Source organism: Hymenobacter wooponensis, assembly GCF_004745865.1.
In the GTDB taxonomy this organism is placed as follows: domain Bacteria; phylum Bacteroidota; class Bacteroidia; order Cytophagales; family Hymenobacteraceae; genus Hymenobacter; species Hymenobacter wooponensis.
On the sequence record NZ_SRKZ01000002.1, the window covers coordinates 390,198 to 404,290 of the forward strand.

Sequence of the window (14,093 nt, forward strand, 5' to 3'; positions counted from 1 at the left end):
GCAAAAGGGGGATATATAGCAGTTCAACAGTAAGGTTAGGTAAAAGGTTAGCATCTACCGAACCCCAGCTGCGTACAACAGGCAAAGGTACGGGTTTTCCGCTCGACCGGTTCGTAGCAAGACACCAAGGTTATGTCATTGTGGGAAGACAGAATTCACCGTGCTAGTTCATGACATTCATCAGCTGGCCGTCAATTAACGGCTCTTTAATATCCTCGCCTTCACTAATCCGTACCTTTACCCGCCCACCTATTTCCTTTTGTCCATGCCCCAGCTCACGGAACCGCAGAACGAGGAACAGCAGCTGCTCCACAAGCTCCGTCCTTCTCGCATCATTCTGCCGGTACTCATTGGGCTGAGCGTGGTGGGCTTCATGTTCTGGCGCAGCTATAAGCCCGGCGACCTAGCCCCGCTGGCCAATGCCAAGCCCGTGTGGCTCCTGATTATGGCCGTGGTGCTGGTGGCCCGCGACGCCGGCTACGTATACCGCATCCGTTACCTCACCCAGAAAGTGCTGAGCTGGCGCGCCAGCCTCGACGTGATTATGATCTGGGAGTTCTCGTCGTGCGTGCTGCCGTCGGCGGTGGGTGGAACGGCCGTTGCGCCGGTACTGCTGCACAAAGAGGGCATTCCGCTGGGCAAGTCAGTGGCCTACATCATGGCCACGGCCATGCTCGACAACCTATATTATGTGCTGGCAGTGCCTTTGGTGGTACTCATTGGGGGCGATGCGCTCTACCCCCACGAGGCCCTGCAAGGTGGCCTAGTGGCCACGCTACGGGTGGCGTTTATTGCGAGCTACGTGTTCGTGTCGGCCTACGCCTTTCTGATGGTGTACGCCATCTTCGTGAATCCTAAGTCGGTGCGCCGCCTGTTTATCCGGCTGTTTTCCATTGCGGGCCTGCGGCGCTGGCGCAACAAAGCCTACCAACACGGCAATGAGCTGGTACTGGCCTCTGCCCAGTTACGCGGCAATGGGGTGGCCTACTGGCTGCGCGCCGCCCTCAGCACGGCCTTCGTCTGGACGGCGCGCTACCTGGTTATTGGCTGCCTGATTTCGGCATTTATTGATGTCACGTGGGCAGAGTTCTGGCTGATTTTTGGCCGCAACCTCACCTATAAAGTTATCCTGCTGATTGCCATTACGCCAGGTGGGGCCGGCATTGCAGAGGGCGCCTTCCCTACCTTCTTCGGCAAGTTCATCGGCACGCCCACCATGACCAATTTCATGGTGCTGCTCTACCGCATTGTTACGTATTACCTCTACTTGGTGCTGGGCGCCATCTTCCTGCCCCGCTGGATTACGCGCATTTTCGGTAAGAAAGAGGCCGAGGAGATTATGGCTTCGTAGCGTTGAGTGTAGGGGCCGGCTCCGCTGGGGTAGGCCGCTGGTAGGTTCGCCAGAACTCCGGCCGGTACTCAGTGTGGTTGAGCAGATATATCTCGCTGTCCTTTAATCGCGGATCAATGGTTATGGCAAGCGGCGGTAGCTGAGTGCCAGCGGGGAGCACACTAAAATATTGCTCGCAGGCTTTTTGGTAGTAGAAAGGCTTTTGGCCTAGCACCCGACCCACGCTAACTGCTTGCCCTACACTGGTAGCCACATGGTAGCGCCCACTAGCGGCTTTTTGGTACGTCACCACGTGTGCCGTGCGCAGATCAGTATACACGTTGGTGTAGAGACGGGCTATTTGGTTTTGGCGGCCATAGTACTTGTGCGCCACCGCATTTTGCTGCACTGTATCGCCCTGCCACAAGGCCTCGTACCGCACCACAGCATAATCACGCTGCTGCACATATAGTCGCCCAGAGAAGCCAGAGTTTAAGTAGGTGCCCGTGCTGCGGTGATTGGCACGCTTGGCCGCGAAACTGATGATATACACTGTTTCGGGGCCTTCCTGCACGCTATCGAGGTGCCAGGCAAACTTGCTCAGGGACCCGCGTTTGAAGAGCGGCGAAATGCGCACCGGGTCGGCGGTAGAAGCATAAAACCCTTGCCCGCCTTCCGACCACCCGTAGCGACCAAGCGGCGCCTTCGAGTTTACCAGCACCTGGGCCTCCTGCACTCGGTGCTGCTGCCCCAACTCCAGCATCAAAAAGCCCCCGGCAAAGTGCTTATGGCCCGCTGGCTCAAAAATTTGACTTGTATATTCTATCTCATGTTGGAGCGTATCGAAGTTGCTGACGCGCCGATGGGTGTATAGCTGCGCCATATAGTCGTTCTGCTCATAATTAGCAGGAATGGCTGCCAGCACCTTCTTCATAATCCGGCGCGGGTCCAGTGACTCTCCTTTCACCTGTACGTCACGGAGCACATAGGCCTGGGGCGCTAAGGCTACGGCAATAGGTTGCGCATTGGCCGCAGCAGTAGCCGTAGCATACCCCACGCTTGACACCTGTATGGTTGCTCCGAGGGCAGTACGGGGTATGGTCAAGCTAAAATTCCCTTGTTCATCAGCCATTACGCCCAGGCCTAGGCCAAGTAAAGCCACTGAGGCAAAGGGTACCGGGCCGCGGGTTTTCTGGTCGGTCACTCTGCCTTTCACTGTTAAGCTGGCCGCCCTAGCGGTAGCCTGTCGCAACACTAGCGGGGGCTGGCTCACAGTTTTTTCAGTGGGCTGGCCCGGTCGGGTTGCGGGCTCACTCGCCACGGGTGAGGCGGCATCATCCGCAGGGTGCAGCTGGCGTGGCCGGGGTGGCCTAGTGGTCTTCATAAAGAGTACCCCATCCACTACCTGCGCCCATTCGGCTATGAAAGGCGTGTATTCCAGAATAGAGTAAGCCTTGAAGTGACTGTTACCGAAGTTTTGCCGGAGATTGAGAAACAACATTTCGGGGCCCAGGCTGTCCAGGCGCGCTTCCAGACTACTCACCGGAGGCGCCGGAATGGCCTTACCCGGCTCACCAATGGCGCCGTAGCTGCCGCCCGCAGTGGCAGTGCCCAGGATGTAGGCCTGCTCGCCAAGCGCTTTCTTTACGTGCCAGCCCATGGGCCGAAACGCCTGCATTTCGGCGTTGTCGATGAGTTGCGTTTGGTTGCTGAAGTGTGCTGTGGCGCCCCAGCAAATAATTTTCTCCTGAGGGTGCTGCCGCAGATACCACAACAGATGATCGGCCATTTGCGCGTCGCGGGGGTTATTGTCGCGGGCTTCAAAGGTTTCACGGTCCTTTACCGAGGGGTCGTTCTGCACGTAGTCGCGCGCCAAAGCTTGCAGTCCGCGCAGGGTTTGGCGCCAGTGCTCCGCCTCCGCCCACCGGCTGGGAGTAGCAGCAGCCAGCAGGCGGTCAGCTAGCTTCAGGTTTTTCTCCCACTCTGCCAGCGTATGCCCGGCCGGAAACCCATTGAAGTGCTGCATGAAGTTTAGCACCTCATCCAGGTAGTCGTAGTTGATGGCGGCACTGGCTTTGTTTGGTTCCAGAAACACCTCTAGGTCATCCACCAGCTCCTCGCCGTAACTGCCTGTTAATTGCGGATCGAAGCCCATAACGCGCAGCTTGCGCGCCGCTACCAGTTCCTCCACCGGCTGAAATTCCTGAGTGAAGGTCCAGATGCCGAATACACTGTTTTGCAACGCTTCCTGGGCGGGTACACCGGCAGCTATTTGCTGCTGCGCCTTGTGCATTTCGTAAAAGCCGCTTTCCATCCCCAGGGTAGTAAAGCCCATGCGTTGCTGCAGGAACCGCACTAGTCGCGCCTTGGCTTCAAACACGTTGCCCTCTCCATGGCTCGGCTCACCCAACAGTACTACCCGCGCCGAACCTATTTCCTGACTCAGAAATTCTAAATCGGCAAAGCTGGTGTCGGCGGCACTACTGCTGCGGATAGGATGCGGATAGGATGCACTACCAAGCCACTTTGCCCCGCGATGCTGGTTTGGCCTAGGCCAGTCTGGAGGCCTAGCAGCAAGCATATACAGCTGGTTACCAGCCACCGCAAATTCTCTGACATAAAAATCTAGCTACTAATACTATATAGTTACGGCGGCAAGCTATATCGTTTTCCCAATATCCAAAGCAAAAGGCCCGCTCTAGAGAACGGGCCTTTTGCTTATTAATTGAGTCTGTGAGAAAATCTAGCCTGTCATGTCGAGCGGATCCGAGGTATCTCGCGTGCTGACGCTGAAGTGGTACCCAACTGGCCTAGAACAGCCAACGAGCACGTCATCCTGACGCAGGAAGGATCTTGTCACGATAGAACGACTGGCCTAGCGCCTCGTGCTGCTGTGAGAAGATCCTTCCTGCGTCAGGATGACGTGCTATTGAGGATTAACATAAGCACACGAGCTGCCTCGGCAAGCTCGACATAACAGCTAGGTTAGGAGCAACCTGTTTTTTGGTCAGACTCTCCGTAACACATTGGTTAAATGGGGTACTCCCGTGGGGTGTGCTGCACGGTTACCCACTGCACTCGGGTCATTTCCTCAATCACCCACTCGCCCCCGAAGCGGCCCATGCCCGATTCCTTTTCGCCGCCGAAGGGCGCGTTAGGCTCGTCGTTTACGCTTTGGTCGTTCACGTGAATCATGCCGGTTTCTACCTGCCGGGCCAGCTGCACGCCGCGCTCCACGTTGCGGGTGTGCAGGGCGCCGCTCAGGCCAAAGTTTAGCTCGTTGGCCAAACGCAGCATTTCCTCGTCGTCCTTGAAGGGAATGAGAGCGGCCACGGGGCCAAATATTTCATTTTGGGCGATGGGCATATCGTTGCGCACCTGCGAGAGTACCGTGGGGTAGAGCACCGCGCCCTCGGCTTGGCCGCCAAACTCCAGCTTGGCACCTTGGGCAATACTCTCCTCCACATCCTTCTGAATGCGCTTTACTTGCTTCTCATCAATGAGAGGACCGATGTCGGTTTCGCGCTGTAGTGGGTCGCCCACCTTTAGCTCCTTGGTGCGGGCCACCAGCTTGTCGCGGAACTCATCATACACCTTTTCGTGCACTAGGAAGCGGTTTATGGCCATGCAAATCTGGCCCTGGTGCATGAATTTGCCCATCATGCCGCCCGCCACGGCCCTATCGATATCGGCGTCTTCCAGCACAATGAACACGTTGTTGCCGCCCAGCTCCAGTGCTACTTTTTTCAGGCCTTCCCCGGCCAGCTTACCAATGTTCTGGCCTACCGGCGTGGAGCCCGTAAAGGATATCATCTTGGGAATGGGATGCTGCACAAATGGGTCGCCAATAACCGACGACTTGCCTACTACCACGTTGAATACGCCGGCCGGCAGCCCCGCCTCCTCAAACAGCTTAGCCAGCAGCGTACCGCCTGTAGCGGGCGTTTGTGAGGCTGGCTTTACTACAATGGTGTTGCCGCAGCCCAGAGCCGGTGCAATAGAGCGCATGGAAAGGTGGACTGGGAAGTTCCAGGGGCTGATAATGCCAATTACGCCCAGCGGCTTGCGGTACACCCGGCTTTCTTTGCCTGGCGTGCTGGAAGCCAGAATTTGGCCGTGCATGCGGCTGGGAAACGAAGAGGCTTCCAGAATAACCTCGCGGGCCAGCATCACTTCTACTTCCCCTTTGGCGTGGGCACCGCCCGCTTCTTTGGCAATCCATTCGGCAAACTCGTCTTTGCGGGCCTCTAGAATGGCTGCGGCTTTCAGCAAGATGTCGCGGCGCTCCTGGGGCAGGGTGGCGCTCCAGGTTTTAGCGGCCTGGTGAGCAGCCTCGTAGGCCTCATCCAGCTCGCCTAGGCCAGCGCACTTAATATCAAGCAACACGGAATTGTCGAAGGGGTTGATGTCCTGGATGTGGTCGTCTTCGCTGCCATCTTTCCAATGGCCATTGATGTACTGTTTGTCGAGATTGTTGTAGCGTTCCATAGCAGGAGGGGAAAGGAAGGTATGCAGCGGCAAGTTTTTCGCCGGCTGCGTGCAGGTGAAAGAATAGATTTGAGTAACAACCAGTCATTTGGCAAAACCTCCCTCCTGCTCAGCTACATAAAACACAAAAAAGCCTTCCTACTGTTGAGTAGGAAGGCTTTTTTGTGTTTTTCAGACTAGCTCGCGGCTACTCCTTTTCGAGGCGCAACTCAGCGCCAGCCGGGCTTTTCAGCGTCAGCTTGTCGTCGGTGAGGGTTACTACGTTGAAGGTGCTGCTCTCGGCGGCGCCCTCGGGGGTCATGGTGATGGTTTTAGCCGTTTGGTCGAAGGCATATTTGCCGTTTACCGCGCCAGCAGGCGAAGTCATATTGTACTGACCATTGGCGAAGAACGTGATGCGCTCGTCTTCCTGAGCATCGGTTTGCTTCACTTTATCGCCGGTGGCGTCAAGCTCTTTATCGGTTTTCCAGATTTTGCTGTCTTTGCCGTAGAGCATGTTTACACCTTCTACTTTGCCTTCTTTGCTGCCGCACGAGGTGGTGAAGATGGCGAGCAGCATGAGCAGGCTGGCCAGGTAGCGCAGGGTGATAGATTGAGTTTTCATGAGAATAGGGAGATGGATGAAAAAGGCCAGCAGCACTTACTGCAGAGCCCATGGAGAAAGTTCAGTTACAGCGCTTCTACGGTAGCCCTTACCAAGATGTTTACCTAGGATTTTACCTCATCCGTAGTTGTACAACTTATTGCGACCCTCAGCGTAAGACGCTTGTACCGGTGCACTGCATCTGTCTGATAACCGGCTCTTTCTCCCTCACTTTTAACTTACATGTAGATATGGGACTGTTTGATTTCCTTTCCAACGACGGCGATAAAAAACCTGTAGAACCCGCTAACAAGCCAGCTGCTGGCGGCGCCACGGATTTCTTCGGCAACACCAACCAAGCGGCTGCTCAGCCCGCTGCTGCCCAAGGCGAAACGTATACCGTAGTAAGCGGCGACTCGCTCTCGAAAATCGCCAAAAACCACTATGGCGATGCTGCCAAATGGCACCAGATTTACGATGCCAACAAGAGCACTATCGGCTCCAACCCCGACCATATTGAGGTAGGCCAGATCCTGACGCTGCCCAAGCTGTAGGCCACTCCGTCTCATTAGAATTATACAAAAAGCCGCCTTGTCATAAGGCGGCTTTTTTTGTTCGCTAAGGGCTACATCCTCCGGGTGCTTTCAAAAATTTATTGACGGATTATCTGAAAGCACGCTACTGCTACAACTGCCGAACCTGTCCATTGCCTAGGCCTATCAAATGGTTGCTGCTATCTATTTAAGCTCATTTTTAACCACTTATAGAATACTGCTATTATTCAATGGCAGACCTAGGCCACTACCACCTGTCGCAAAAAAATATTTGGCCAATCTATTGCAGATATCAAAACCGGCTATACATTTGCAACACCAACACGGTACTCCTCTGCTCGCGGCAGAGTAGTTTTCATAGGATTTATACAGAAGCGGCGAGAGAACAGGCTCCCTGACCCGCTGGCAACCTTCGACCGCGCGAAAGGTGCCAATTCCTGCCCGACCAAGCTTTTGCTGGCGGGGCATATAACTCAGAGTGCCATGGAAAACACCCTCGCTTTCGCCCTTGTGAACCCATCTGCCCCGGCTGCCTTGCTGCATGCCGCCTCGCCGATGGTTTTTTGTGTTGCCCCCACCGCACTGGTGGCTGCTCACGTTGCCGCGCGAATGCGAATGCGCTGCTGTTGCAGCGCCTGTTGTTGCTGTAGCTAGTCGCCCGTAGGCCGACTCCGCAACGCCCCCTTCCTCCTCTTCCTGCTGTTGCCCCACTTGGATGCGCCGCCTAGGCCACCTTGCCGGGCCCCGCCGCATCCTAGCCGCCGTGTTTGGCGCGTTCTGAGCGGTTGCTGCTACGCCTCGTCGTGGCCCCTTCACTGAGCATTTGCTTTCTCTTCCTACCCCAACTCCTTACAGACCAAACTGTCATGTCAACGCCCAACTTCCACTTCGAGACGCTTCAACTCCACGCCGGCCAGCAGCCCGACCCCGTAACCGGTGCCCGCGCCGTGCCGCTGTACCAGACCACTTCCTACGTTTTCAAGAATGCGGAGCATGGCGCCAATCTGTTTGCCCTGAAGGAGTTCGGCAACATCTATACTCGCCTGATGAACCCCACTACCGACGTGTTTGAGCAGCGCATTGCCGCCCTCGAAGGCGGTGTGGCGGCGCTGGCCGTGTCCTCGGGGCAGGCGGCGCAGTTCATTGCCCTCAACAACATCCTACAGGCCGGCGACAACTTTGTCTCGACTTCGCACCTCTATGGCGGCACCTACAACCAGTTTAAGGTGGCGTTTAAGCGCCTGGGCATCGAAGTGCGCTTTGCCGACGGCGACCAGCCAGAGAAGTTTGAGGAGTTGATTGACGAGAACACCAAGGCTATCTATCTGGAAACCATCGGCAACCCGAGCTTCAGCATTCCCGATTTCGAGCGTATTGCGGCCATTGCCGACAAGCACGACCTGCCGCTCATCGTAGATAACACGTTTGGCGCGGGTGGCTACCTGTTCCGTCCCCTGGAGCACGGCGCCCACATTGTGGTGGAGTCGGCTACGAAATGGATTGGCGGCCACGGCACCAGCATTGGGGGCGTGATTGTGGATGGCGGCAAGTACGACTTCGGCAACGGCAAGTATCCGCAGTTTACGGAGCCATCCGAAGGGTACCACGGCCTGGTGTTCAATGATGTATTCGGTAAGAATGGCCCCTTCGGCAACATCGCCTTCATCATCCGGGCCCGCGTGGAAGGTCTGCGCGACTTTGGTCCTTCGCAGAGCCCCTTCAACTCCTTCCTGCTGATTCAGGGCCTCGAAACGCTGAGCCTGCGTGTAGAGCGCACCGTAGAAAACGCCCTGCGCGTGGCCACTTGGCTGGAGCAGCACCCGCAGGTAGAGGCCGTGAATTACCCTGGCCTAGCCAGCAGCCCTTATAATAAACTGGCCCAGAAATACCTGAAGCGCGGCTACGGCGGCGTGCTCACCTTCGCTATCAAAGGCAGCAAGGAAACCGCTACCGAGTTCATCAACAACCTGAAGCTCATCAGCCACCTAGCCAACGTGGGCGACGCCAAAACGCTCATCATCCAGCCTTCGGCCACCACGCACCAGCAGCTTTCCGAGCAGGAGCAGCTATCGGCGGGCGTAACGCCTACACTGCTGCGCCTGTCGGTGGGCATTGAGCACTTTGAAGATATCCGGGCCGACTTGCAGCAAGCCTTTGAGGCCGTGCGCAACGCCGCTCCGCTACAAGCCAGCTCCAACGGCAGCACACTGCTGCCCGAGCCGGAACCCGAGCACGCCGCTACGCTGGAGGTCTAAAACCAAGAGAGGGGTTGAGCAGCTGCCTGTCGCTTCGTGGGATGACAGCCAGAACTTGACCTTCAGCGGGCGTACTGCGGGCAGCCCAACGGCTTTTTTGTGAGAGAGGAATCCGTTGAAATCAGCTGTCCGTCCATAGCCGGGGCTGAGCCAGAGCGTCTACTGGCTCAGCCCGCGGGCTTTGGAAACGCTAGAACTAGCTCCCCTCCTTGTGTACTGAGTAGAGCTTCTAGCCTAGACTTTTTTGCTTTTAATAGTATGTCAGATTTCGACCAACACATTTTCCGGCTACCTAGGCCACTGCGGCTGGAAAGCGGCACCGTGCTCCCGCACGTGGAAGTGGCCTACCACACGTACGGGCGGCTGAATGCCTCCCGCGACAACGTGGTGTGGGTGTGCCATGCCCTCACGGCCAACGCCGATGTGCTGAGCTGGTGGCCGGGGTTGTTCGGGGAAGACACGCATTTTGACCCGGCCGACTGGTTTATTGTCTGCGCCAACATTTTGGGCTCCTGCTACGGCAGCACTGGCCCCCTCACGCCTAACCCCGAAACCGAAGAGGTGGCCTACCAGCAGTTTCCCCTGCTGACCATCCGCGACTTGGTTTCGGCGCACGAAGCCCTGCGGGAACACTTGGCCCTGCCGCGCATTCACACGCTTATTGGGGGCTCTTTGGGCGGCCAACAGGCGGTGGAGTGGGCCATTCAGCGGCCCGAACTATGTGAGAACTTAGTACTGCTGGCTACCAGCGCACGGCACTCTGCCTGGGGCATCGCCTTCAACGAAGCCCAGCGCCTCGCCATTCTGGCTGACCCTACTTACACCTCCGCTACGCCCAACAGCGGCGCAGCTGGCCTACGGGCCGCCCGGGCCGTGGCCTTGTTGAGCTACCGCAGCTATGAGGCCTACAGCCTAGCTCAGACGGAGCCCGATGACTCGGTACTCACTGATTTTCGGGCCAGCTCCTACCAGCGCTACCAGGGCGACAAGCTGGTGGCGCGGTTCAATGCCCACAGCTACGTCACTCTGTCCAGAGCCATGGACTCCCATAACGTGGGGCGGGGGCGCGGCGGGGTAAAAGCCGCCCTCGGCCGCATTCGGGCGCGCACACTGGTAATCGGTATCACCTCCGACGTGCTATTCCCGCCCAGCGAGCAGCAACTGCTGGCCCGGCACATTCAGGGCGCCACCTACGCGGAAATGGGCTCGCAGTATGGCCACGATGGCTTCCTGATTGAAACCGCCCAGATCACGCACTTCTTAGAACGCTTTTACGCTCCAACCTATGTTAGCCAACCTGCACCCCAACTCTCCGTCTAGCACTTTACCCTCGGCTGCGCGGCCGTGGCGCGTGGGCCTGATTGGTTTTGGCTGCGTAGGCCAGGGCCTGTATGATATCCTGCAGCAACGGCCAGAAGTGGGCTTCGACATCAGCCGCATTGTGGTAAAAAACCAAACCAAGGAGCGGACCTTACCCGCTAACCGGTTTGAGTTTGATGCCGACGCCCTACTGGCCGATGACACGCTGGATGTGCTGGTAGAAGTAATTGACGACGCCGACGAAGCGTTCCGGCTCGTAGCGGCCGCCTTGCGCCGCGGCCGTCGGGTAGTTACGGCCAACAAAGCTATGCTGGCCCGCCACCTTCCCGAACTGGTGCAGCTGCAGCGCGAAGGCCAGGGCACTCTATTATATGAGGCGGCCGTGTGCGGCAGCATTCCGGTTATTCGGACGCTAGATGCCTACTTCGGAGCCGAGCCCCTGCGCCGCCTGACTGGCATTCTCAATGGTTCCTCCAACTACGTGCTCACCCGTATGGGCGAGGAGGCTTCCAATTACGGCCCAGCGCTGGCGGAGGCCCAGGCCAAGGGCTTCGCCGAAACCGACCCATCGTTGGATATGGGCGCGTTTGACCCGCGCTCTAAGGCCGTGCTGCTGGCCGCGCATGCCTACGGCGCTTTCCTGCAGCCGGAGCAGGTCCTGAACCTAGGCATTGAAGGCATCAGCGCCGTGGATATTGCCTTTGCTGCTATTCAGGGTCAGAAAATCAAAGTGGTGGCAGGCCTGCAGCGCCTCCCCGATGGCCGCGTAACGGCCCTAGTAACCCCGCAGTTCGTGGGCCCAGAGTCGCCGCTGTATTCCGTTGACCATGAGTTTAACGGCGTAGTAATTGAGGCCGACTTTGCAGGCGAGCAGTTCCTGCGTGGCCGCGGGGCTGGCGGGCACCCTACCGGCTCAGCCGTACTCGCCGATCTGGCAGCGCTGCGCCAAGGCTTCGCCTACCAGTATCCCAAAGCCGCAGCGGGCGCACCAGCCTATGCCTCCGACCTGGAAGTGGAAATCTATTTGCGTACCGACGAGGAGCGCCTCATCGACCTGCTCGACTTCAGCGAGATTTCCGAAGAAGCCGACGAGGACGAGTACGTGGTGGGCTACGTGGCCCTGGAAAACCTCATCCGCCACCGCGACACGCTGCGCAAGTATGGCGCCTTCGTGGTGCGCACCGGGCAGCTGCGCCCCATCAGCACGGCCGTGGCGGCAGTGGTAGAAGAGGAGTCGTTGTAGTGTTTGATTACCGCTACTAGTTTCTAGTGAAGTCCCTTACTCAATACCTATTGAGTAGGGGATTTTAGGTTTACAGTACCTTTGAGGCCCTATTTTGAGCCTCCGAAGGCTGGTGCTATCTGGTAGGCCAGTGGCTGGGCTGCCAGACGTTCAACTTCTTAGCATGCGACAAAAACTGCGGAAACACGCGCGGCAGGCGCGTTACATTCTATATCAAGAAACCCTTTTCGACTTTAAGGAGCACTTCTGGACCTTCCTGGGCTCCTTCGCTGGCATTGCCCTGATCGGGTTACTCAACCGCCACTACCTGGGCCCGAATGATACGTTGCTGTTAGTTGGCTCATTCGGCGCTTCTTCAGTACTAGTGTACGGCATTATCAACAGCCCGCTGGCCCAACCGCGCAACCTTATTGGGGGCCACGTGCTAAGTGCGCTGGTTGGCGTGACGGTGCAAAAGCTAGTGCCCGGCGAGTTGTGGCTGGCATCGGCGTTGGCCGTGGCGCTGTCCATCATTGGCATGCAAATGACCAAGACTCTTCATCCGCCGGGCGGCGCCACCGCTCTTATTGCCAACGTGGGCTCGTCGCAGATCAAGGCGCTAGGCTACTATTATGTACTGATGCCAGTGCTATCCGGCGCCGTGATTCTGCTGCTCGTGGCTCTTATTTTCAATAATGTAACGTCTTCCCGGCGCTACCCTGCCAACAAGTACTGGTACAAAGTATGGCAGCGGGGCTACAATCAGCTATAAGCCTAGCGGGGTCTACCGTGGCTTGCTGGTAGAGGCCGGGGCGTTGTTCGGCACTGGCTCAGAAGCGGGATTGGTAGGCGGCAAGCTCGGCTCAGGTGGCCTAGCCGATTGCTGTTCGTTTGAATTTGATGGGGCGAACTGGCTACTATCGGAGGCCGCTGCTTGAGGAATGCTAACCACTGGCACCAGCCTACTCTCCAGCGAAAGTGGTTTAACCAACAGCACTCGGCGCGGAACCAGTAATGCCACCGCCCGCGGCTGAGGCTTTAGGGCAGCGGCCAGCAACGGTCCCGGTGCCCCGGCCCCTAGTAAAGGGCGCAGGAAGTCGCGGGCGGTAGTAAACACGGTATCGAGATACACGGGCTCCACGGAGTACGGCACGTGCCCGGCCCCACGCAGGCGCCGCAGTACGTTGGGCACGCCCACAGCTGTAGCGCGGGCACTGATGGCCCCACCGCCGTACACCCGTTGTGCCGGCAAGGGGCTGCCTACGTGCCCTTTGCTGTAGGGTATCAGACCGTCGCGGGTGCCGTGAATATTGCACACGGGCACATCACCGGGTTGCAGCCAGCGCAAATCGGCTAGAGCTCCACACATATTTACTACCCCTCGAGGGCGGCTGCTGTAGCGCGGGTTGCCACCGGTGCCTTCTAGGCCACCTAAGTCGGCTAGGCCAAGGTAGGCGGGCACTTCTGCGGGCTTGTCCATATACGCTGTGAGCAAAGACATGAAGCCGCCGGCCGAGCTGCCGCCCACGAAAATATACTGCGGGTGCACCCGGTATTTGCGGGCCGTGGCGGCATCGTGGCGGAAGAAGCGAATGGCCGCCCGCATGTCCTGGGTTGCTCGCACGGCGGCCCGGCCAATACCCACGGTGTCAAACGGGAAGAAATAGAGCCGGTAATCGATGCTGGCCGTAACGTAGCCTAGCTTAGCCAACCGGGTGCAGAGGGCCGTCATGATGGCATCGTCGCGGGTCCCGGTCAGGAAGCCGCCCTCGTGGGCCAACACAATAAGTGGGCGGCGCCGCACGGTATCACCGGCGGGCTGGTACACATCCATGTACAGCGTTTGGGTGCGACCGAGGAAGGTAGTGGCCTGGGCAAACTCCACATCGCGCTGCACCGTCACTTGCCGAAAGCGCGGCTGATAATAGCGTCCGCGCGTGGTGTCAATTTGCGCCCGCCCTGTTAGCGGCGCCAGAAACAGCGTTGCTAGCAAGGCCAGCAACCAGAAATACTTCATGCCCAGATTCGTGTTTTGTAGCTCGTCCTCACGCGTCGCCCACTGCAAAGATACTGCGCAAGCCACCGCCCATTGGTGACCACATTTCCTGTGCCACTTCCAGCATATAGGCCTACAAAGTGTAATCTTGGGATTGATGCTACCCACTAAATCGTACGTCATCCTGACGAAGGAAGGATCTTGTCAGGATAGAACGACTGGCCTTGCGCCTCGTGCTCACGTGACAAGATCCTTCCTTCGTCAGGATGACGTGCTTTTGTGGTGGGGTTACCACAGCAGCACTAGAACTCGAGGTGCCTCAATTGCGCCTCTGCATAATATTTC

At 57.7% G+C, this 14,093-nt stretch carries 10 protein-coding genes and 1 riboswitch; of the genes, 6 read left to right on the top strand and 4 right to left on the bottom strand.

The window, feature by feature from the left end:
* Window positions 1–265: 265 nt before the first annotated feature.
* A complete protein-coding gene (locus EU557_RS07890) occupies window positions 266–1,351 on the top strand; it encodes a lysylphosphatidylglycerol synthase transmembrane domain-containing protein (protein ID WP_135529853.1) in 1,086 nt (361 codons plus the stop codon).
* Here EU557_RS07890 and EU557_RS07895 read toward each other — a convergent pair.
* The 3 genes from EU557_RS07895 to EU557_RS07905 form a co-directional block, all read right to left on the bottom strand.
* A complete protein-coding gene (locus tag EU557_RS07895; RefSeq protein ID WP_135529854.1) occupies window positions 1,338–3,911 on the bottom strand; it encodes an erythromycin esterase family protein in 2,574 nt (857 codons plus the stop codon). The genes EU557_RS07890 and EU557_RS07895 overlap by 14 nt on opposite strands.
* Before the next feature lie 449 nt (window positions 3,912–4,360).
* Entirely contained in the window at window positions 4,361–5,818 is a 1,458-nt protein-coding gene (locus EU557_RS07900; protein WP_135529855.1) for an aldehyde dehydrogenase family protein, read from the bottom strand.
* Between the two features lie 187 nt (window positions 5,819–6,005).
* Window positions 6,006–6,422, bottom strand: a complete 417-nt coding sequence (locus EU557_RS07905; protein ID WP_135529856.1) for a lipocalin family protein — start codon at window positions 6,420–6,422, stop codon at window positions 6,006–6,008.
* A 230-nt stretch (window positions 6,423–6,652) separates the two neighbouring features.
* On the opposite strand from EU557_RS07905, the gene EU557_RS07910 reads away from it, so the two are divergent.
* The 5 genes from EU557_RS07910 to EU557_RS07930 all read left to right on the top strand — a co-directional run bounded on the left by EU557_RS07910 (window position 6,653) and on the right by EU557_RS07930 (window position 12,524).
* Window positions 6,653–6,955 carry a LysM peptidoglycan-binding domain-containing protein gene (locus EU557_RS07910; RefSeq protein WP_135529857.1) on the top strand — a complete coding sequence of 101 codons (303 nt, stop codon included), beginning with the start codon at window positions 6,653–6,655 and terminating at the stop codon, window positions 6,953–6,955.
* 361 nt (window positions 6,956–7,316) lie between these two features.
* Window positions 7,317–7,430, top strand: a riboswitch (SAM riboswitch).
* 391 nt (window positions 7,431–7,821) lie between these two features.
* Window positions 7,822–9,210 (top strand): O-acetylhomoserine aminocarboxypropyltransferase/cysteine synthase family protein, encoded by a 1,389-nt coding sequence (locus tag EU557_RS07915; protein WP_135529858.1) that lies wholly within the window; start codon window positions 7,822–7,824, stop codon window positions 9,208–9,210.
* Between the two features lie 258 nt (window positions 9,211–9,468).
* Complete coding sequence (gene metX, locus EU557_RS07920; RefSeq protein ID WP_135529859.1) at window positions 9,469–10,530, top strand: homoserine O-acetyltransferase MetX; 1,062 nt, start codon at window positions 9,469–9,471, stop codon at window positions 10,528–10,530.
* Window positions 10,496–11,773, top strand: a complete 1,278-nt coding sequence (locus tag EU557_RS07925) for a homoserine dehydrogenase (RefSeq protein ID WP_135529860.1) — start codon at window positions 10,496–10,498, stop codon at window positions 11,771–11,773. Before metX ends, EU557_RS07925 begins: the two co-directional genes overlap by 35 nt.
* Window positions 11,774–11,936: 163 nt before the next feature.
* On the top strand, window positions 11,937–12,524 hold the full coding sequence (locus EU557_RS07930; protein WP_135529861.1) for an HPP family protein: 588 nt from the start codon (window positions 11,937–11,939) through the stop codon (window positions 12,522–12,524).
* A 12-nt stretch (window positions 12,525–12,536) separates the two neighbouring features.
* Here the strand turns inward: EU557_RS07930 and EU557_RS07935 are convergent, their stop codons facing one another.
* Window positions 12,537–13,769 carry an alpha/beta hydrolase gene (locus tag EU557_RS07935; RefSeq protein WP_167855124.1) on the bottom strand — a complete coding sequence of 411 codons (1,233 nt, stop codon included), beginning with the start codon at window positions 13,767–13,769 and terminating at the stop codon, window positions 12,537–12,539.
* Window positions 13,770–14,093: the final 324 nt, after the last annotated feature.